The 21,214-nt window shown below is 44.8% G+C and carries 17 protein-coding genes; 11 read left to right on the top strand and 6 right to left on the bottom strand.

Going from position 1 to position 21,214, the window contains the following annotated elements:
* Positions 1-217 precede the first annotated feature (217 nt).
* The 7 genes from RT422_RS07150 (at position 218) to RT422_RS07120 (ending at position 9,564) form a co-directional block, all read left to right on the top strand.
* Positions 218-1,144 carry a CysB family HTH-type transcriptional regulator gene (locus RT422_RS07150; RefSeq protein ID WP_159676670.1) on the top strand — a complete coding sequence of 309 codons (927 nt, stop codon included), beginning with the start codon at positions 218-220 and terminating at the stop codon, positions 1,142-1,144.
* Between the two features lie 378 nt (positions 1,145-1,522).
* A complete protein-coding gene (gene ssuD, locus RT422_RS07145; protein ID WP_095355802.1) occupies positions 1,523-2,731 on the top strand; it encodes an FMNH2-dependent alkanesulfonate monooxygenase in 1,209 nt (402 codons plus the stop codon).
* 578 nt (positions 2,732-3,309) lie between these two features.
* Entirely contained in the window at positions 3,310-3,879 is a 570-nt protein-coding gene (locus RT422_RS07140; protein ID WP_007117067.1) for a hypothetical protein, read from the top strand.
* Between the two features lie 197 nt (positions 3,880-4,076).
* On the top strand, positions 4,077-5,666 hold the full coding sequence (locus tag RT422_RS07135; RefSeq protein WP_313421794.1) for a Dyp-type peroxidase: 1,590 nt from the start codon (positions 4,077-4,079) through the stop codon (positions 5,664-5,666).
* An 82-nt stretch (positions 5,667-5,748) separates the two neighbouring features.
* Positions 5,749-6,903 (top strand): catalase family protein, encoded by a 1,155-nt coding sequence (locus RT422_RS07130; protein ID WP_313421793.1) that lies wholly within the window; start codon positions 5,749-5,751, stop codon positions 6,901-6,903.
* Between the two features lie 36 nt (positions 6,904-6,939).
* A complete protein-coding gene (locus RT422_RS07125; protein ID WP_313421792.1) occupies positions 6,940-7,575 on the top strand; it encodes a DUF1269 domain-containing protein in 636 nt (211 codons plus the stop codon).
* 153 nt (positions 7,576-7,728) lie between these two features.
* The gene (locus RT422_RS07120) at positions 7,729-9,564 is read left to right on the top strand and encodes a 3-hydroxyacyl-CoA dehydrogenase (RefSeq protein ID WP_313421790.1); all 1,836 of its coding nucleotides are present in this window, start codon (positions 7,729-7,731) and stop codon (positions 9,562-9,564) included.
* Positions 9,565-9,603: 39 nt separating this feature from the next.
* Here the strand turns inward: RT422_RS07120 and RT422_RS07115 are convergent, their stop codons facing one another.
* Complete coding sequence (locus RT422_RS07115; RefSeq protein ID WP_313421788.1) at positions 9,604-10,716, bottom strand: HlyD family secretion protein; 1,113 nt, start codon at positions 10,714-10,716, stop codon at positions 9,604-9,606.
* Between the two features lie 145 nt (positions 10,717-10,861).
* Positions 10,862-12,514, bottom strand: a complete 1,653-nt coding sequence (locus RT422_RS07110) for an MFS transporter (protein WP_284034751.1) — start codon at positions 12,512-12,514, stop codon at positions 10,862-10,864.
* 355 nt (positions 12,515-12,869) lie between these two features.
* On the opposite strand from RT422_RS07110, the gene RT422_RS07105 reads away from it, so the two are divergent.
* A complete protein-coding gene (locus tag RT422_RS07105) occupies positions 12,870-14,114 on the top strand; it encodes an oxygenase MpaB family protein (protein WP_313421786.1) in 1,245 nt (414 codons plus the stop codon).
* A 111-nt stretch (positions 14,115-14,225) separates the two neighbouring features.
* Here RT422_RS07105 and RT422_RS07100 read toward each other — a convergent pair whose 3' ends face one another.
* Positions 14,226-15,668, bottom strand: a complete 1,443-nt coding sequence (locus RT422_RS07100) for a coniferyl aldehyde dehydrogenase (protein ID WP_313421785.1) — start codon at positions 15,666-15,668, stop codon at positions 14,226-14,228.
* A 62-nt stretch (positions 15,669-15,730) separates the two neighbouring features.
* On the bottom strand, positions 15,731-17,458 hold the full coding sequence (locus tag RT422_RS07095) for a GMC oxidoreductase (RefSeq protein ID WP_313421784.1): 1,728 nt from the start codon (positions 17,456-17,458) through the stop codon (positions 15,731-15,733).
* A gap of 264 nt (positions 17,459-17,722) precedes the next feature.
* On the opposite strand from RT422_RS07095, the gene RT422_RS07090 reads away from it, so the two are divergent.
* Complete coding sequence (locus RT422_RS07090; RefSeq protein WP_313421783.1) at positions 17,723-18,382, top strand: TetR/AcrR family transcriptional regulator; 660 nt, start codon at positions 17,723-17,725, stop codon at positions 18,380-18,382.
* Here RT422_RS07090 and RT422_RS07085 read toward each other — a convergent pair.
* Together RT422_RS07085 and RT422_RS07080 are read right to left on the bottom strand one after the other, a co-directional pair.
* Complete coding sequence (locus tag RT422_RS07085; protein WP_313421782.1) at positions 18,379-18,807, bottom strand: DUF6691 family protein; 429 nt, start codon at positions 18,805-18,807, stop codon at positions 18,379-18,381. The two genes, RT422_RS07090 and RT422_RS07085, sit on opposite strands and share 4 nt — an antisense overlap.
* 23 nt (positions 18,808-18,830) lie before the next feature.
* On the bottom strand, positions 18,831-19,265 hold the full coding sequence (locus tag RT422_RS07080) for a YeeE/YedE family protein (protein WP_313421781.1): 435 nt from the start codon (positions 19,263-19,265) through the stop codon (positions 18,831-18,833).
* Positions 19,266-19,455: 190 nt separating this feature from the next.
* On the opposite strand from RT422_RS07080, the gene RT422_RS07075 reads away from it, so the two are divergent.
* Together RT422_RS07075 and RT422_RS07070 are read left to right on the top strand one after the other, a co-directional pair.
* The gene (locus RT422_RS07075; RefSeq protein WP_101963946.1) at positions 19,456-19,767 is read left to right on the top strand and encodes a YqfO family protein; all 312 of its coding nucleotides are present in this window, start codon (positions 19,456-19,458) and stop codon (positions 19,765-19,767) included.
* 106 nt (positions 19,768-19,873) lie between these two features.
* Positions 19,874-20,980, top strand: coding sequence for a transposase (locus tag RT422_RS07070; protein ID WP_313421780.1), 1,107 nt, complete (start codon positions 19,874-19,876; stop codon positions 20,978-20,980).
* The last annotated feature ends 234 nt before the right edge of the window (positions 20,981-21,214 follow it).

Here is a 21,214-nt window from a genome sequence, read left to right as displayed (position 1 = left end):
GGGCGCATGCCTTAGTGCGTATTAGCTGATATCACCAGCTCAGTATGAGTAAATACAACCCGAGCAACAAACTGCTTGGGTTATTCAAATTTTGTTTTTTTGTGTGAGTGATATATGTAATTTTGGAATATTAATTTGTTTGATAGGCGTTTGTTGTCCTAGGCCGCTCGGCTTACACTAATTTGATTAATTATCGGATTATTTGGGGCAACAGACTATGAATTTTCAACAACTTCGTATTATTCGAGAAACGGTGCGCTGTGACTATAACTTGACGGAAGTAGGCAATGCATTATTTACCTCACAATCGGGTGTATCCAAACATATCAAAGACTTAGAGGATGAGCTTGGGGTAGGGCTGTTTGTGCGTAAGGGCAAACGGCTATTAGGTTTGACCGAACCGGGTAAAGAGTTATTGGTGATTGTAGAGCGGATGCTACATGATGCCAACAATATCAAAACCTTGGCTGAACAATATACCAGCCAAGATAAAGGCGAATTGACCATCGCAGCCACCCATACCCAGTCTCGTTATATTTTGCCGCCCGTTGTGCAAGCGTTTAAACAGCTTTTTCCTAAAGTGCATTTGCGATTGCTACAAGCCGCACCGCCAGAAATTGCGGCAATGCTACTTGATGGACGAGCGGATATTGGCATTGCCACCGAAGCCTTGTCAAGCTATAGCGAGCTTGTGACTTTTTCTTATTATCACTGGTATCATGCGATTGTGGTGCCGCCAAACCATCCGCTAACCCAGCTTGAACAGGTAACGCTTGCCGACATTGCCCATTATCCGATTATCACTTACATTAGTGGTCATACCGGGCGAACGATGATTGATGAAGCGTTCGCCAAAGCAGGATTACAGCCTGATATCGTGATGACGGCCTTGGATTCTGATGTGATAAAAACTTATGTGGAATTTGGCATGGGCATTGGTATCATCGCGGATATGGCGTTCAATCCCAATAAAGACACCCAGTTAACATTACTGGGTTGCGAGCCACTATTTCATCAAAATACTACCTTGCTAGCAGTGCGACAAGGGCATTTTTTACGAGGATTTGGCTATCAGTTTTTAGCCTTGTGTAACCCCACATTAACCCAAGCAACAATGCATGATGCCATACAACCTAGCAGCTAACGCTAAATCCTGATAAGCAAGTTTGCAAATTTATCGTCTGTTACATCCGAGGTAATACGCATGAAACTCGCTTGCTGTCTCGCTTGCTGTGCTATTTTTAAGATTTGGGCTTGTTTATCTGGTGTTGATATCAATGCATTTGACGATAAAACGCTTTGTGGTGAAAACTGTAAAGCGTTTTTTTTGATGTCACTGCTTTAGCGATTAAATTGATAGGGTTAGCAGCAAAACTATTAAGTAGTTTTTGTGCTAACCAAAGCAGTTTTTGTTATTTTTTATTGAGCGATATTTGCTTTAAGCTTATGGCTACTGATAAACCGCCCATGACAAAAGGCGAGTTATCTTAATCAATTTTTGAGCTTACAAGCAGGTGTTACGATGAAAATTTTTTGGTTTATACCAACACATGGCGACAGTCGTTATTTAGGCACGAGTAAAGGGGCAAGAACCGTTGACCATACTTATATGAAGCAAATTGCCGTGGCAGCCGATAACCTTGGCTATGAAGGCGTGTTGATTCCGACAGGTCGCTCATGTGAAGACCCTTGGCTGGTCGCTGCTAGTCTCATTGATGCGACCACTCGCTTAAAATTTTTGGTGGCATTACGCCCTGGGGTGACGACACCCGCGCTTGCTGCTCGTATGACAGGCACCTTTGATCGATTATCAAATGGTCGATTGCTACTTAATCTGGTCACAGGCGGCGATGAACAAGAGCTTAAAGGCGATGGCATCTTTGAAGACCACGCGACGCGTTATCAGACAGCCAGTGAATACACCACGATTTGGCGAGAGATTTTAACCCGCTCGCACACAGGCGAATCCTTTACTTTTAACGGTGAACGCTTGCAAGTCGAAGATGCCAAATTGCTGTATCCCCCTCTACAACAGCCATATCCGCCCTTGTGGTTTGGCGGTTCATCTGAGGCGGCGCAAACACTGGCTGCCGAACAAGTTGACAGTTATTTGACGTGGGGTGAGCCGCCTGCTGCCGTCAAAGGGAAGATTGAGCAGCTTAAAACCAAAGCCGCTGCCAAAGGTCGCACATTAAGCTATGGGATTCGTCTGCACGTGATTGTGCGTGAAACCAATGAAGCCGCTTGGCAAGCCGCTGATGAATTATTAAGTCATGTCACTGACGACACCATTGCCGCCGCCCAAGCCAAATTCGCCCAAATGGACTCGGTGGGACAACAGCGTATGGCGGCATTGCATGGCGGTCGCCGTGATAACTTAGAAATTTCGCCCAACTTATGGGCAGGGATTGGACTGGTGCGTGGTGGCGCAGGCACGGCACTGGTGGGCGACCCACAAACCGTTGCTGCGCGTATTCAAGAGTATGCGGATTTGGGCATTGATAACTTTATTTTTTCAGGCTATCCACACTTGGAAGAAGCGTATCGATTTGCTGAATTGGTTTTCCCATTATTACCGATTGACACCCAAAACACCTTGGTCAAGCCAAATTTGACAGGGCCGTTTGGTGAAATTGTCGCTAATAACTATGCACCACCGCAACAAACCCGTGACACGGCAGCCTCAAAAACACCTGCCACTGAAACACCCAAACACGCCATCGCCTCTTAACTTCATCTTAAATACATATTAAAGGCCTCTTAAATGCTTGTGATAAAACGTGCTAACTAAGGCACGTTTTACGTCTCGTCTATACCTATCTATATCTATTATCCGACAGCGTACGTGGAATCTACTCTAGCCATGATAAACATCTTTTAACTGATAAATCTTTTAACTGATAAACATTTTTTCAAAAGTGGTAGCCAGTTATAGGGTGAGATTAGACCAGCAAGCTACTTTGCTAAAGTTAATCATCAAAGTCCAAGGTCCCAAATTTTTTGAGGTCCCACATAGCAGGAAAAGTGATTTTTCTACACAGATTTTATATTTAAAAGTTAAATAATCTATTGATTGTAATGAGAATTTTTTAAATTAATGCTTCGGTTTTATGGTTTCTAGTATGTCATTTTTTAATCAATAGTTTAGTTTTGTAATTTTATGGGTGATAAAAGTTAATTTAGCGCTTTTTACTTTTTACGGCTTATATAATGAAAAAGATTTAAATCTTAAATAATAAAACTATGAGATAAATAAATTTAAATCAAGCACTTTACTTAATGATCAACTAACTATAAGGGCAATAAAACATGACAACTGAAAACAACGAAAAACTTTCTTTATTAGATGATGTGGCATTGAAAGCACAAATGCTCATGGCAAACTTCAAAGAGGGCGCTAATGATGGCTATGACCATTCTGTCACCAGTGCCGGTGAAAAGGGCTTAAAATCAGGCAAAGTGTCTGAACTCACCGCCATCGCTCCCTTAACCAAAGATGGGGCAGCTCGTATCAAGCGAATTTTAGAAATCACCAAAGGCAATCTTGCAGGGGCGACCAATGTAGGCACCTTGCATGATTTGCGGTTGGTGTTTTTAGACAATGACACCAAGCTCCTGTTTTGTACCGCCTATGATGGCGATTGGGATGCTTACATTAATGACTTTGCTACCAAAATTCCAGAACTCATGGACTTGATTTTTGGCAATGTAGAGGGTTGGCCTGGGATTAAAAGCCCGACGGTTAAGCAATTCATCCTTGACCATCAGATTACCGCTACCGGTTGGTATGTGGGTGTGCCTCATCTGACGGTTCGTGATATTGCGCGTAATGACAAAATCGTGCGTGGCATCAATAAAGCCATTGAACAAGCCCAATAAGCCGACTTAGAACCTGTATTCACCATATCACGTTTGTCAGCGTACTCTTAGCGTACTCTGAACGGGCAAGCTTTAGGTTAAAATTTCGATACAAAAGCCATTTGTTGCGTGATTTTTACCATAAACGATATTTAGCGTGGTGTATGGTGAACAGGTTCTTAGCATCAAATTTTTGAAATTCCCTGCTAGGAACGACCATGAATAACGACAACCCAGCGAATGAAAGCCTACTTGGCAAATTAAAAACCCATCTACAAGATGGTATCGAGCATGGCATAGAGGCCGTTAAAGACAAATTTGAACACAGCGATACACCCACTGAAAAAGGCAGTGTCAAAGAACGGGTACACGAAGCCAAACAAAAAATCAGCACGCAGCTGCACAGCGTCACCACACGGGCAACGAACGCTATCTATCCCAATATCGCCACGATGGAACTTGAGGATATTCAAGCCATCATTTTGCATGACCGCCCTGCACCTTACTATGGCACGCTTGTCGCGCTAAAAGTCAATGACAGCAACGCGGGTCGTGAATTACTAAAAGCGGTATTACCAAACGTCACAGGCTCAAAAAATTTCCAAAAAGATATGGATGCCAATTTGACTATTGTGATGACGTATGAGGGGCTAAAAGCTTTAGGCTTACCGCAAAGCTCGCTTGATTCTTTCCCAGAAAATTTCAAAACAGGTATGGCAGGTCGCTCAGATATCTTGGGTGACAAAGGCGACAATGACCCTAGTAACTGGCTTGCGCCATTTGGTGATAAAGGCGATATTCATATTTGCGGCGCGGTAATTGCCGATAGCCAAGAAAAATGGCAAGCCAAACTTGACGAACTTAAACAGGCGTTTGCCCCTTATTTAGATATCAGCCGTAACGCCATCGAAATCTTGGTGGAACATGATTTTGGCGCAGATGGTGACGTCAAAAATGTGTTTGGTTATCGCGATGGCATCAGTAACCCAGAAGTTGATGGCAGTGGTATTAGCCTTGAAAATAACACCGAACGCCCGATTGCGGCGGGTGAATTTGTGTTAGGTTATAAAGGTGAAGCGGGCGTGGTACCCCCTATGCCACAGCCTGAAGTATTGGGTAAAAACGGCTCGTTTATGGTACTACGAAAATACCGCAGTAATGTGGCTGACTTTCACCGCTATTGCCTTGAACAAAGCGACAATGACCCAGCTAAAGCCGATAAACTGGGGGCAAAAATGTTTGGTCGCTGGCGTTCGGGTGCCCCCATCACCCTAAGCCCAGATCACGATGATGAAGCCCTCGGCAAAGACAATGTAGCAAACAATAAATTTGACTACACGGATGATCCCTATGGTAAAGGCTGCCCATTTGGTGCCCATGCTCGCCGTATGAACCCCCGCAATACCAAAGACTTTATTTTAAGCGATGTGCGTCTTCACCGCATTATCCGCCGTAGCGTTTCGTATGGCGATATCGTGCCGCCCAACGTGACCCAAGACGATGGTCAAGACCGGGGTTTATTTTTTATCGGTATCAACGCGCATGCCATGGACACGCTTGAGTTTTTGCAAAGCCAATGGATTAATGACGGTAACTTTATGAACCTTGGGGAAGAACGTGACCCAATGCTAGGCGTACACGCAGGTAGTGACGCTGATAGCGATGTATTCACCGTACCCGATGAGCCAATTCGTAAGCGTCATACCAATATTTTGCAATTTAATACCCTACAAGGCGGTGAATATCTTTTTGTACCGAGCTTGTCGGCACTTAAATGGATTAGTGAGCTTAACGAAAATTCATATTAGAGTAAAACTAAATAAAAAAAGGTTAGGCGTTTTTAGTACCGCTCACCTTATAAAATAATGAAAATAACAAAGGACAATCATCATGTTAAATAAATTATTCGGTCGTCGTTATGCCAAGTTTGACCCAGCCATCGACCAGCTTACCAGCGACGATGAAAAAGCCATCGACCAAATCACCGCAGACATTCGTGACTATATCGGCAAATCAGACACGGTTAGCAAAATCAACTATCACACCCGAGATGCCCATGCCAAAGGCTACTGTGCCTTAAAAGCTAACTTTGAGATTTTACCAAAACTGCCCAAAGAATATGCCCAAGGTATCTATGCCAAACCCGCTCGCCATGAAGCGGTGATTCGTTTTTCTAACGGCTCATCTCGTGTGGCTGCTGACAACAAGTTGGGGCTTTCTCAAGGGTTGGCGATTAAAGTTTTTGGTGTCAAAGGCGACAAATTATTGCCAGATGAGCCAGATAGCCCAAACTTTGACTACAATCTGATTAATTTTCCTATTTTCTTTTGTAACACTATTCAAGACTATAGTTATATTTCACGGCTATTTTTACAATTAAATGATTATTTTGCCAAAGGCGCAAAAGGTCAGGCCAAATTTGCCTTTGATTGGGTCACCCAATATGGCAAAAAACTGCCATCCAAAGAATCCCTCAAGACTTTTAGGGCTTTTAGTAAGTTTAAAACCATCAAACCGCAAAATACCTTGTTATACAGTTTTTACTCACAAGGGGCGGTGCGTCATGGCGACTATATGGCAAAAATCCGTGTCGCGCCGACCAAAGCGTCACAAGCCAAAATCAAGCGCCGAGATCTCGATGTCAACGCCACCAGCGAGGCGATTCGTCCTCTGATTTTACAAGAAATTCGTGAGCATGATTATGAGTTTGATGTGCAAATCCAGCTGTGCCGTAACTTAAAAGACCAGCCCATCAATGACTTGACCAAAGAATGGGATGAAAAAGACGCACCGTTTGTGACAGTGGCAAAACTTACCATCCCTTGCCAAGATGTGCCGGATGACGGCAACTTTGACATTATGGAGCATTTGTCATTTACCCCGTTTCGCTGTATTGAAGCCAACCGTCCGATTGGTAATTTGCAACACGCGCGACTGCGTGCGTATCAAACCGCCTCAACCACTCGCCATCGTTTAAATCATAAAAAACGTGCCGAGCCAACCAACCTAAAACAGGCGTTTAATAAAGATTTTTATAACCTTTAATTAAAAAAACCTAATTAAAAAATAAGGATAACAAACATGAAAGCACAACAAAATATTTTAGTCACTATTTTTGATGTATCAACTGAAGCCTACAAAGCCTTTACCGAGCTAAAAGCTTACAAAAGCAACGCTGAAACCTTGATTGCGCAAGCGTTACTCATTAAGAAAGAAAACAGTGTGATCACAACAGTGGATAGCCTAGACCAAGGCGAACAAATCAGTGGTGGGGCAGTTATGGGTGGTCTGTTTGGTGCGTTGCTTGGCGTATTGGGCGGACCTGCAGGTTTGTTAATCGGCGGCTCACTGGGTATGGTACTCGGTAGTGATGTCGGTGCGGCAGCGTCTTTTGGTCAATCATCGTTACTTGAATACGTTGCCCAAAATCTAAAAGACGGTGAAGTGGCGATTTTAACGTTGGTTCAAGAGCAAAACGAGCAACCACTCAACGACTTTTTTGCGCAGTATAACACGCATAGCCAACGCTTTGACGTAGTTCATGTACAAAGTGAAATAATCGCAGCCAAAGAAGCACATGACCAGTCGGTTAAACACTTGCAACAAGTATGGCGTAAACAACGCAAAGCTGACCATTCGTCAAAATTGGACGCATTTCGTGATGAAATAAACCAAAAATTTCATCAATTGGGTGAAAAACTCAATCTCCATAAATAAATCAAAAACCGTTAGTGTTTGAACATGCTAACGGTTTTTTACCTTTCAATCTAATTAAAAATAGTCGACGGCAAATACGATAATATCAAAAAAATTTACCTTAATCATCAATTATAAAGTCGCGTATTTGCTCATTAACGCTAGGAGCATAGTATGTCAGAATCGTATAACCTTTCTAATTTTAAAAATATCACGGTCGCAGGCAGTGGTGTTTTGGGCTATCAAATCGCCATACAAGCGGCGTTTCATGGTTTTAAAGTCGTTGTGTATGATATCAATGACGAGGTGCTCAATAAAGCCAAAACCAAATTTGCCGATATCGCCAAACGTCATCAGGATGATTTGGGCGAAACAAGCGAACAAGCCAAACAGGCTGAGCAAAACTTGAGCTATACATCAGATTTAACCGCCGCCTTAAAAGACGCCGACTTGTTGATTGAAGCGGTGCCTGAAGATGTCGCCATCAAAAAAGATTTTTATCAAAAAGCCTCAGCAGCCGCCCCCGAAAAAACCGTATTTGTCAGTAACTCATCTACCATGTTGCCCAGTGATTTGGTCAAATTTACCGACCGTCCTGCCAAGTTTTTGATGATGCACTTTGCCAATGAGATTTGGAAGCGCAATCTTGCCGAAATTATGTCGCATGCTGATACTGACCCTAATGTATTTGATGCGGTGGCTGCGTTTGCCAAACAAATCGGTATGGTGCCTATTATCGTCAACAAAGAAACCTCGGGCTATGTACTAAATTCACTACTCAATCCTTGGTTGAATGCAGGGATGCAGCTGTATATCCAAGGCATTGCTGATATTCAAACCATCGACAAAACTTGGATGCTTGGCACAGGCTCGCCGATGGGGCCATTTGCTTTTTATGATATGCTGGGGCTGACTACCCCTTACAATATTTATAAGCTTGCTGTGGCTAAGGGCAAACAACAAGACCAAGCGGTCGTTGATATGCTCAAAAAAGAGTATATCGAGCAACATAAACTGGGCGTGCCAACGGGCGAAGGATTTTATCAATACCCCAATCCCGCCTTTAAAAATCCTGACTTTTTAAAACCACCCAAAGCGGATTTATCCAAAGTACCCTATAAAAATATTACCGTGGCAGGCAGTGGCGTATTGGGCAACCAAATTGCGGTGCAATGTGCGTTTCATGGCTTTAACGTGACTATTTATGACATTAACGATGACGCGATTGCTAAGGCGAAAGCCCGCTTTACCGACCTTGCCAATCAGCATCAGCATGACCTAGGTGAAACCGATGCCCAAGTGGCAGCAGCCAGCAAAAGTTTAGCTTACACCACGGACTTGAATGAGGCATTAAAAGATGCAGACCTATTGATTGAAGCCGTGCCAGAAAGCTTAGATATCAAAAAAGATTTTTATAGCAAAGCCTCAGCCGCCGCCCCTGCCAAAACCGTGTTTGCCAGTAACTCATCAACGCTATTGCCAAGCGTGTTATCGACCTTTACTAACCGTCCAGAAAAATTCTTGATGCTGCATTTTGCCAATCACATCCATATCCGTAATACGGTGGAGTTGATGGCGGCAGCAAGCTGTGACCCACAAGTCTATGCTGACGTCATCGAATTTGCCAAAGCCATTGCTATGTTACCGATAGCGGTGAAAAAAGAACAATCAGGCTATGTGCTTGATAGCTTATTGATTCCATTATTGGTAGCTGGGTTAAAACTGTGGGCAAACGGCGTCGCCGATGCCGCAACCATTGATAAAACGTGGATGATAGCCACGGGTTCACCCTTTGGACCGATGGCGATTTTGGATAAAAATGGCATGAAAACCAACTACAACATCTTTAATGAACTGGCAAAAACGGACCCTTCTTTACAGCAGCCCGCTGAAAAGCTCAAAGCAGAACTGGTCGATACCAACAAACTGGGTGAAGCCACGGGTGAGGGGTTCTATCAATATCCTAACCCAGCTTATTTAGCGAAAGACTTTTTAAGCTTATCTGACTAAACTGCGTTTGGTAGAGGAGAATAAAAAAGGGTTAATTTACTAACTTGACGTATCTACCGTTGCCACTACCGACATGCCTGGCATCAATTCATTCAGACGACTTTGGTTGCCATCGATGTCGATGCGTACAGAAATGCGCTGTACCACTTTGGTAAAATTCCCGGTGGCATTGTCGGTTTTAATGACACTAAATTCTGACCCTGTTGCGGGGGAGATGCTTTTGACTACCCCCGTAAATTTTTGTTTGCCTAGGGCATCCACAGTAAACCACGCTTTTTGCCCGATTTTCATTTTATCAATTTGGGTTTCTTTAAAATTGGCAATGACCCACATCGATTTTGGGATGAGGTAAACCAACTGTGTGCCTTGCGTCACCAGCTGACCGGTACGGATATTGATTTGCCCTAATTTACCTGAGGTCGGGGCGGTGATTAAGCCATACTCTTGGTTGGTATTGGCTTGATTTAGCTGTGCATTGGCGCTTTTAATCTGTGCCACCAAACCAATCTTTGCTACTTCCGCGGTCTTTTGACCTTCGCGGGCGACATCGACACTGGCCATTGCTTGGCTCATCAGTGCTTCATTGTTTTTAACTGCCGCTTTGGCAGTATCGACTTCATTTTGTGACACGGCGCCAACACCGACCAAGGATTCAAGTCGTTTAAGCTGTTGGATAGACAATTCTAGCTGGGTTTTAACTTGTGCTACTTTTGCCTGCGCGGCTTTGACATCGGCTTTGCGCTGCTCGATGATTTGTTGCTGGTTGGCTAAATTAGTAGTCGCTTGTTCCAGTCCTGATTCGGCTTGTACTACTTGCTGTGAGTAGTTAGCACTGCTGACTTTAACTAACGGCTGACCTTGTTTGACGTCCTCAAAATCGGTGACGTAGACTTTTTCGATATAACCATTAATTTGTGCCGACAATAGGGTGATATTGCCTTTGACATAACTGTTTTCGGTTTGTTGCAGTGGCGTATTAAACGGACCCAAATGCCATGCCCATAAAATCACCCCAACACCGAGCAAAAAAACCACCAACATGATAATTAAGGTAAGCGGTCTAGGGTTAATAATCTTTTCCGGCGCCTGTGTGGGTTTATCATCGCTGTCATCAGCTGGCGCATCATTTTGGGTTTTTGCTTCACTACTCATGAGTTGGGTTTTCCGTAAGCATTTTATTGATGATTAAATTTTATTGGTCATTCAATTTATCATTAAACTGTTATTTAAAAAACCAGTTATCTAAAAACAGTTATCTAATTAGGTCGCCTTGTTAAATGCATCTAGCGTATCCAGTCTATGTTTGCTTAATTGCTACTTTTTGCCGATTTTCAATGTATTTTTTGCGGGCGATATTAATCATACCCCAAGCAAATAAAAACGTGGCAATGTAACTGTTCACAGTAATGATATCGCCATACGCTTTAATCTGCGCCTCTCGCGTGACAATTTGATTGAGAGATTGTTGGGCTTGTTGCTGCGATAAATTGTTGTCGGTGATGACGGGTTTAAACCCTGCTTGGTATTGTTGAAGCCGCTGGGTTACTGTGGCATCGGTCGATTGCATTTGCTGTAAAATACTTTGTTTATGATACTGGGTACGCTGCTGTTGCAGGGTGCTATAAAAAGCCGAGCCTACCAGCCCGCCAAAGTTTTGGGTCGCACCAAACAATATGATAAAGGTGATGACATGATTGACGCTTTGTCGCAGCGTCAGCCCAAATCCCATCAATACCAATGGACCCATAAACAGTGAGCCTGCAAACGCGACTGCAAATTGACTGAGATAAAAATTTTGGGGTCGTACGTCACTGGTGAGCATATTGGCATCATACACACTGGCAATCGCTACGAGCAAAGTCGCCACTACCATCGGCGGAATCAAATGATCCCGTGAAAAGGTCAGTGCACTGACTATCAAACCTGCCAACATACCAAAAAATATGACCGTATAAAAACCCACAAACTGGTCGGACATGAGCCCTTGAGATTTTAAAAAATTCACCACCGCATAACTTTGCTCAGACATAATCAAACGCAGTAAAAAAGCGCCTACTACAAAACGCCATAACGCAAAACTCCCCAGCCAGCGGGTCATAATCAAAGGATTTTTGCGGTAATGCTCAAAGAAAAAGCCTGACATCAACAGCGCCAACGCGCCAATGAGCATATAAGCCAATAAGGGTGAGTTTTCCCACCATAAAATAGGCCCTTGTACTAGCACACCACACAGTAACCCAAAACCGGGCGCCAATAACAAAAAGGTGAGAATGTCTTTCTTTTCATACACTTCGATACGTAAACTTCGTGGCAACTTGACGGCGACCACCATCGCAAAACAACACAGCGCCAAACCAAACTCAAACGTGTAAAGCCGAGTCCAGTCGTTCACATTGACCAAATAAGGGGACATTATCCAAGCCAACGGAATCGCCAGCGCACTGATCCCAAAGCCAATATACAAACCTTGCAGGCGATACTGACTACTAAAGGCTTGCATCACATAATAAAGCCCGAGTGAGGATAACGGTGCCGCGACAAAGCCTCCTATCGCCCTCACCAGTAAAGCCATCGGATAGTTTTGCACAAATATATGAATAAACATCACCAGCATGAACATCAGCAGGGATATTTCAGAAAACCAGCGTAACCCAAATTGTTGACGCGCTTTAAACAGCAGCAGGTTAGCGCTGACATTTGCCATCACATACACAGCAGGTATCCAAGCCACTTGTGAGGGTGTCAGCGCATATTCGCCTTGGATTTGCGGTAAATTGGCGGTAATAATGCCGTTGCCCAAGCCGCCACAAATTGCAATGAAAACGCCGATGACAAAGTACACAATGCTTTTTGATCTAGAGTGAGCAATACTCGGCGGTGAACCGGGTAACGCGGGTTTTTCATCCTCGGTCCAATTGGGTGGCGTTTCTAAGATTCTAGGTGATTTCAAAGGGTAGCTCGATTTTGATACTGTTAAGACAAGAGAGGTTGGCTATAGTGTAATCAAAAATAGGCTTAGCGTCAGCGACAAAATAGTTCGATAAATGTGAAATTATACATATTACATGGACTAGCGCTATGCTAGCCATCATTACCCAACCCGTCATTGTCCAACCAATCATTATCCCACGGGTCATTGAAACCCATCAGGCAAGCTACGGTCAAACACACCCAGTAAATATACCCAGTCGATTAAGGTCTAACATTTTTAAACAAAAAAATTCGATTTTTTTGGCACATAAGTATTTTTTAGTTGCCAAAATGCGCTAGGCTATCTATTCATTCATCACTGATTTATCACTGCTATGAACCCGCTTTATCAAACCGATTTGCCGACACTGGGGCGCAATACTGACATTGACCACCATGCTGATTTACAAGTGTTGCAGCGTATCAAACGATTTTTATTGCCCCGTGATTTTGAGGTGTCAAAGGATTTATTGCAACAGATGCAGCAGGGGTATGGTGTCGCAGATCAGCCTGTCGATGCGCTGTTATCCAGCGGTATCAAATTTGCCAAACCCCTGCAACAATTGATTTTGCATGAGCAAGGGATAGCGCAAACAAGTAACGTATCGGCAGCCAAAGCGTTATTGCAACAGCCAGCGTTTGAGGCGCTGTATCAGCAGTTTTGCCAATATCCGAGTTGGTATGATGCTAAGCTTGCCGAGATTGGCGCAATTGCCTATCGGCGCTATCCGTTGATGCTGATTTGGTTACTGCGTAATGTCGCGCTAATGGCAGGGTATAGTATCCCTGCGCTCTCATTGCCACTCATCAAAACAGGGGCGTTAGTGCATGATGCACTGCCTAGGCTCATGCGAACCTATGCATATATTTTGGCAGTGTCTGAGTACCCAGCGATTAGCCGCAACCAGCAACCCCCATTGGCAATTGGCACAGAAGGCTGGCGACAAAGTCTGCAAGTGCGTCAGACACACGGTCTGGTACGACAACACTTATGCAGTCATGATTGGGACAGTAGCTACTGGGGGGTACCCATCAACCAAACCGATATGGTGGCAACCCACTTGCAGTTTTCACTACTTATTATGCGCGGACTAAAATTACTGGGGGCAAGAATCAGCGCCGAAGAGTCCCAAGGCATCATGCATTTATGGCAACTGGCGAGTTGGTGGATGGGGATTGAGCTGGCACGCATTCCTGAAGATGAAACCGAGGCGTGGGCATGGCTTTATAGCTATTTGGCAACCCAGCAATTAGATTTTGAATTTGGTAAACCCCTCGCCAAAGCGCTGCATGATTTACCCTCGCAAATTATGGGTGAGGATAACAGACGTGGACAGCTGGTTGAGCGGATCAATGCCAGTGTCACACGGACTTTGGTGGGTGATGATATTGGCGATGGCTTGGGACTGCCTAGCCCAAAATGGCGCTATGGCGTGCTTGTCAGTGTGCCGATTCTGTTTGGGCTCGATACCGCACGAGCGCACAATGCGGCTATTGCCAAAAGATTGGAGCAATTTCGCACCAAACGCCAAGATAACATGAACTGGTGGCTCAAAAAGCACGACAACTATTACCAATGAAATAGCTCATACCAATCAACTAGCACATACGACGTTAGTAATTTATAACAGTGATAGTAACGCTTATCTATGCCGAGTTATATAGGCAAAGTTATCTAAGAATTGCAATCACTAGGCTTTTAAAATCACCTTCATCATGTTCCAAAAGGTCTTGCCATACGGTGGTTGGAGCAAATGCGCGAAGTTAAGGTGACTTTGTTTAAACACCGCTTTTGGATGAGAGAAAGTATCAAAGCTATATTTGCCGTGGTAACGCCCCATCCCTGATGCCCCGACACCGCCAAACGGCAGATTTTGCTGGGCAATGTGAAAAATCGTTTCGTTAATACACGCGCCGCCACTCACCGTATGCGCGAGTACGTAGTCGGTGTCGGCTTTATCCTCGCCAAACACATACAGCGCCAGTGGGCGGTCACGCTCATTCACATACGCCACCGCTTGCGCCAAGTCTTGGTAGGACACCAGTGGCAATACAGGGGCAAAAATCTCCTCTGTCAGCAACTTAGCATCGCTGGGTAAATCGGTGACAATCATCGGTGGGAAAAATCCAGTCTCGATATTCACTTCATAATCGGTCAGTGGAATGAGGGTGGCACCGCGCTGTTTGGCTTCATCGAGATAACCTTGTACCCGGCTGGCTTGTTTGGCGTTAATAACAAAGCTATAGTCGGGATTGTCTGCAAGATTGGGGTAGTGGGCATCAAGCCATGCGATTGATTGTTCGATAAAGGCGTGTTTTTTATCCGCCTGCATCAACACATAATCAGGCGCAATACAGGTTTGCCCTGCGTTCATGGTTTTGCCTGTCCATACGCGGTTGACAGTTTTTGCCACATCGGCGCTTGGCGTCACCACGACAGGGGATTTGCCGCCCAGCTCAAGGGTGACAGGGGTCAAATTCTGGGCAGCGGCTTTCATGATATGTTTGCCCACTGCGGTAGAGCCAGTAAAAAACAAATGGTCAAACGGTAATTGACTAAAGGCTTGCGCGACTTCGACATCCCCTGTAATCAAGGTCACTTCGTCTGCGGCAAAGTATTTGGGTAACGCATTAGCCAGCCACTGCTCAAAATTCGGTGAGGCTTCTGAGACTTTGAGCATCGCACGATTGCCTGCCACCAATGCGGCAGCCAGCGGCGCAATCACCAAATACAGCGGATAGTTCCAAGGTGCGATAATGCCTACGAGTCCTAACGGCTGCGGCTGGATATAGCTACGAGCGGGCAAAAACCAAATCCCAGTTTTGACGGGCTGTTTGGCAGACCAAGCCTTACCGTGCTTTTGTGTATAACGAATGGCTTCAAGCGTTGGGAATAGTTCAAGCATGGTGGTTTCAGCCGCTGGGCGTTGTCCAAAGTCGGCATGAATAGCGGTGATAATCTCGCTTTGGTTATCCATCACCAGCTGCTCTAATTTTTTTAGCCGTGCACTACGAATTGACCAATCGACATATTGGTCTTGGCGGCTAGCCGTTCGCATGATGTCAAACTGCTGCTGCATGGTATTGATAGTTGCATCCGAATTAGTTGCATTTGAGTTGTCTTGAAGTGTCATGTGTATTATCCCAATCATTTAGTTAAATTTTAACTCAACATAGCAGTTAAGCTGGTATCTTGCTAGCATCCTTTTGAACCAGCATCTTTTTGAACCAGCGTCACGTTTTGGCTCGTGGTATCAGCAGGGTACGGTGGCTGGGGTGATTTGTGTGGAATATGGCTCATGGCATGCTCTGTCAATGCTGTTATGGTGAGGCTTGGGTTGACGCCCAAGTTGGTCGAGATATTGCCGCCATCGCACACATAAAACCCTTGATAATTAAACAATCGGTGGTACTTATCGACCACGCCATCTGCTGTAGAATTGCCTAGCGAAATCCCACCCATACAATGCGCGGTGGTTGGAATGTTCAAAAACACTTCCGACAGCACGCCATAACCGACTCCCCCCATTTGGGTTGCCATCTGCTCGGCAAACGCGCTCGCTTCTGGGATAAAGGCGGGTATGGCAGGACCATAGGTTTGCATCTGATAGCGACTACCCAACCAAGCCCGCCACCACGGGCTTTTTTGATAGCGCATTTCAAGCGCATACGGCGTGCTTTGCATACATAGCAAGATAAGGCTTTGTTTTGCCATATTATGTGGTCGAAATGCACGCCACGCCTGACGGGGCTTGAAGATAAACTGCGCTATAAAACACCATAACCAAGCCAGTAGCGACATTTTTTTGCCGTTTTTATAATTGCTTAACGTCGCCAAAAAGGAGGCAATATTAAAACCTTCAGGATAGCGCGTTGCCTCAATGTGTGTGCCATCGCCCAAATAAATCCCAGAGCCGATAGCCACGCCATCGCTCATGGCGCCATGTTGCTCATCCAAAAATCGCACGCCTAGCAAAGATTCAGCATTGGTATAGATACGCTTGCCAAGATAAGGGGAAATATGAGGCATATTGCCTTTATGGCGCTGCTCAAACAGTAGTTTTTGGCTACCGAGGCTGGAGGCTGACAGTACAATCTGTTGGGTGGTGATTTGATACTCCCCTTTATCCGCTGATTGCAGCGTCACCCGATAGCCTTGCGAACCGTTTTGATAGGCAGGGTCGCTTGGCGATTTGCTAGCATCTGCTATCGGTACTATATCCGTGACTTTGGTTTCAGCGAGCAGGGTAGCGCCATTTTTTTGGGCAAAATACAGGTAGTTTTTATCTAGGGTATTTTTGGCGCCATAACGGCAGCCGACCATACATCCACCACAGCCTATACAGGGACTGCGCTTAGGACCTGCACCGCCAAAATATGGGTCACCATTGACAGCAGGGTGAGCATACTTATCCTGTTCACTAAAGTAGGCGCCCACATCGGTAAGATAAAAACTATCGCCCACGCCACTCAGGTTTGCCATTTTTTGTAGCATCAAATCTGCGTTGCCGACTTTTTTATTTTGGCTCACCCCTAGCATCCGTTTGGCAGTCTCATAATGTTGTGGCATCACCGCTTGCCAGTCGTGAAGCCCTGCCCAGCTACCTTGTTGCCAAATTTTGTCTTCTGGCTGTAATAAGGTGTTGGCATAAGTGATTGAGCCACCGCCCACCGCGTTACCATGCAACACCATGACATGCCTAAATAACTGAAGCGAAAAAAAACCTTTGTACTTGAGCGCAGGCAACCACAAAAACTGCTTGATATCGCGCACGGTTTTGGGCATGGTCTCGGGAGAAATATGCTTGCCTTGCTCAGCGATAATCACGCGATAGCCTTTTTCGGTCAGTCGCATCGCCGAGACGCTACCGCCAAAGCCTGAGCCTATGACCAAAAAATCCGTATCAAATGATTGACCTTCCATGTATTGCTTTCCCCTTATTTTCCTTAATAGTTGTCCTTAATAGTTATCTTTCATAGTTGTCCTTAAAGCTAGCCTGCCGCGAGCTACTTTGCAGTGAATTTTTGGCTGTATCTGTCTTTGTATAACAGCGGTTTACCGCTAAACAGTTCAACCCGCTACTTGATTAGGGTATACTAATTTTTCAGCAGGCTGCTGCAACTGTGACATTTGGGTTTGTTTTGTTTTGATAAATTAAGTAAAGGATTGAGTTGAAAGGATTAATGCGTGCCAAAGCCAACCTTCACACCGCTTCCATCGCCCACGGGTACAAGTATTGAGTCGAGTTTGAGTGATTTTGGCCAGCAGGCGCATATCATGGGCAATGCCAACACCGTAGTCAGACGTTCGCTCGCCATAGCGCTGCTCAAATTCATGGAGTCCACACCATTTGCCGATATCAGCGTCACCGAGCTGACCCAAAAGGCAGGCGTGAGTCGCATGGGCTATTACCGCAATTACGATAGCAAACTTGCGTTACTCAAAGACTATTTGGCGCAGATTGAGTATGATTTTCCTTTTATCGACTTGACGGCGGCAAGCGAGTCCGAGTTTTATGCGTTTTTGGTACGCGTGTTTGACTATCTGAGCAAGTTTGAATTATCGACCAAGATTTTGCTCAATCAAGGCTTTGAAGGGCTGATTTTAGACACCCTCCTTAATAGCAAAATTTTTGTCGAATACCGCAAAAAGCAGGCATCGACTTGCCAAGCTATGACAGCGCCACAGGATAAAAGCGGGAAGTATAATCTGGTATTTGCCTCAGGAATGCTGTATCACACCTATATTCATTGGGTGCGGCAAGGGCAAACAGAAACGCCACAGCAACTAGCCAGTTGGCTCATGGCGGGTGGGTTCTATCGGTTATTTCATCCTGCTGATGACTAAGCTGATTGGGTTTTATCAAACGCTATCACTATTCCCATACCCACTAGCATGGCGACAAAAAACACCATCCCTTGCCAGATGCCCATGCCCACCAGGACCACCGCAGGGGCAGGGCAGATACCAGCGATGCCCCAACCGACACCAAATATCATCGACCCAATCGCCAAGCGCTTATCAATACCGCGGCGAATCGGTGGAAACGGCGCACCCGATAGACTGGTCTTTTTTAAGCGACTTAAGTTAAAACCAATGGTGGCGACAATGAGCGCGCCAACCATCACAAACATCAAGGCAGGATTCCAATCGCCTGCAAGATCAAGAAAGCTTTGCACGGTTTTTGGGTTTGCCATATCACTGACAATCAAACCCATACCAAAAACCAATCCACAGATAGCACTGATCAATAACACAATTTCTTTTCGCATGATATATGCCCCTAACGTCTCAATTAAATCAATGACAACAAATGACGACCGATAAACACCGTCACACACCCTGCGGACATAAAGACAATGGTTGCCAGCAGTGAGCGCGGTGAAAAGCGCGCATTGCCACAAATACCATGACCACTGGTACACCCTGAGCCCATCCGCGTACCCACACCGACCAATAACCCTGCGATGACATACAGCCAAGGCGATGATGATACCGTGATGGTTGGCAAACCAAATAACTGACCAAACACCCAAGGCGATACCAGCAAGCCCACAAAAAACGCCAATTGCCAAGCAAAATCGGGTGAGTTTGGCTGCCAGAGACTAGCGACAATGCCACTGATACCAGCAATCTTGGCAATACTCCACCACAGCATAACCGCAGAGAGCCCAATCAACATACCACCCACCAATGGATGACTATAATCTGCAATAGAAAATAACAACATACGCCACCTAAGTATTTCACGATAATATATATTATACAATATTGTATAATATATAGCGCGTTTAAGGGTAAATTTTTTTTTAAAACGGGAGAATAATCAACGAAAAACCACCGACCAACGCGCTTTTTGCAAAAAAAATATGCTAGATTAAGGCAAATACCTAATAATGACAGGGATGAAAAAACCAATCATGTATAAACTCACCACATACATACCGACCGATTATCTTGAGCCTGTCAAACAAGCCTTGTTTGACGCAGGGGCAGGGCAGATTGGCAATTATCAGTATTGCTGTTGGCAGGTGTTGGGTACAGGACAGTTTATGCCATTGGCAGGCAATCATGCCTTTATTGGTACGACCAATCAATTACAAACAATCGAAGAATGGCGAGTCGAGATGGTGGTTGTAGATGAGCGCATCAAAGCGGTGGTGCAAGCCTTAAAACAGGCACACCCGTATGAAACGCCCGCTTATGATGTGCTAAAGCTTGAAGATATTTAGTCATCCAGTTTATCATCCGTTGCCGTAAAACCACCGCCTTTAGGCGGTGGATATAAGGCAACTTGTACACTATAACGCTTGCATAAATTTTGCTAAAATAATTTGCATGAAAACACTCAAGCTACGCATACGAGATAAACACACAGCAAAGCTTAACCGCCTAAGCGGTTCGGTGAATTTCGTATGGAACTACGTTAATGCGTTAAGCTATGAGCATCTTAAGCGTACTGGCAAGTTCTTTAGTGCTTACGACCTAAACGAATACACCAAATGTAGCGGTGAGTTACTTGGTTTACACTCGCAAACCATTCAAGCCATCAACGAAACCCACGCCAAAGCTAGAAAACAATTCAAAAAAGCTAAATTGTCATGGCGAACCAACAACCCAAATTCAAAACGTAAATCATTAGGCTGGCTACCGTTTAAACAATCTGCCATCAAACACATCGCCACACACCAAACAGGTAAAAAAGGCTTAAAATCCACCTTGCAACTAAGCCTAGCCAAAGGGCAAAAGCTAATCATCGACCTATGGGACAGCTACAACCTTAGCCTATACCAAATCAACACATGCGAATTGGTACAAGACAGCCGTAACCGTTGGTATGCCTGTATCACCGTCAAAGACTACCCCAAGACACAATGCGGAACGGGTAGCGTAGGCATTGACTTAGGGCTTAAAGACAGTGCCACTACCTCAAGCGGTGACAAACTCACCATCAAGCAAACGCTCAAATATGCCAAAGATTTAGCCATTGCTCAACGAGCTAAAAACAAACAACGTGTCAAAGCGATTCATGCCAAAATCAAACATACACGCCAAGACCTCATCCATAAATTCACCACCCAATTAGTTAAAGATAATGCGCTAATCGTGGTCGGTGATATTCAGAGTAATCAATTTAATAGTAAAAAAGGCAAACTAGCCAAATCGGTTTACGATGCAGGCTGGTTTGAACTGAAACGACAACTGACCTACAAATGCGAGAACGCAGGTTGCCGTTTTGAAATCGTGAATGAGAGATACACGACCCAGCGATGTTCGTGTTGCGGTGAAATCACCGCCAATAGTCCGAAAGGTAGAAAATCGCTTGGAATAAGAGAATGGACTTGTGCAACGTGTGGCACACGGCATGATAGAGATATCAATGCCAGTAAGAACATTCTTGCGGTCGGGCTTGACCGTCTTGTAGAAGGAATCCCCTTGCTTTAGCAAGGGGAGGAAGTCAAATGAAAAAGGCGAATATAACGAATTGGCAGTACCAAATATCTTATTCAATAGTCACAAATAATTACCCAGCAAACTGATGGGATAAACACTACAACACAACAACCCCAGTACACGGCATTGGGGTTTTTTAGTTTTAAAGAGAGCAGCAAGTAGTTCACTACCATTGCTGCCAAACCATTGCTGCCAAACCATTGCTGCCAAACCATTGCTGCCAAA

The organism is Moraxella sp. CTOTU49803, assembly GCF_032097965.1.
Taxonomy (GTDB): domain Bacteria; phylum Pseudomonadota; class Gammaproteobacteria; order Pseudomonadales; family Moraxellaceae; genus Faucicola; species Faucicola tetraodonis.
Note: the sequence above shows the minus strand (reverse complement) of the source record. Positions and strands in the feature narration are given on the sequence as shown.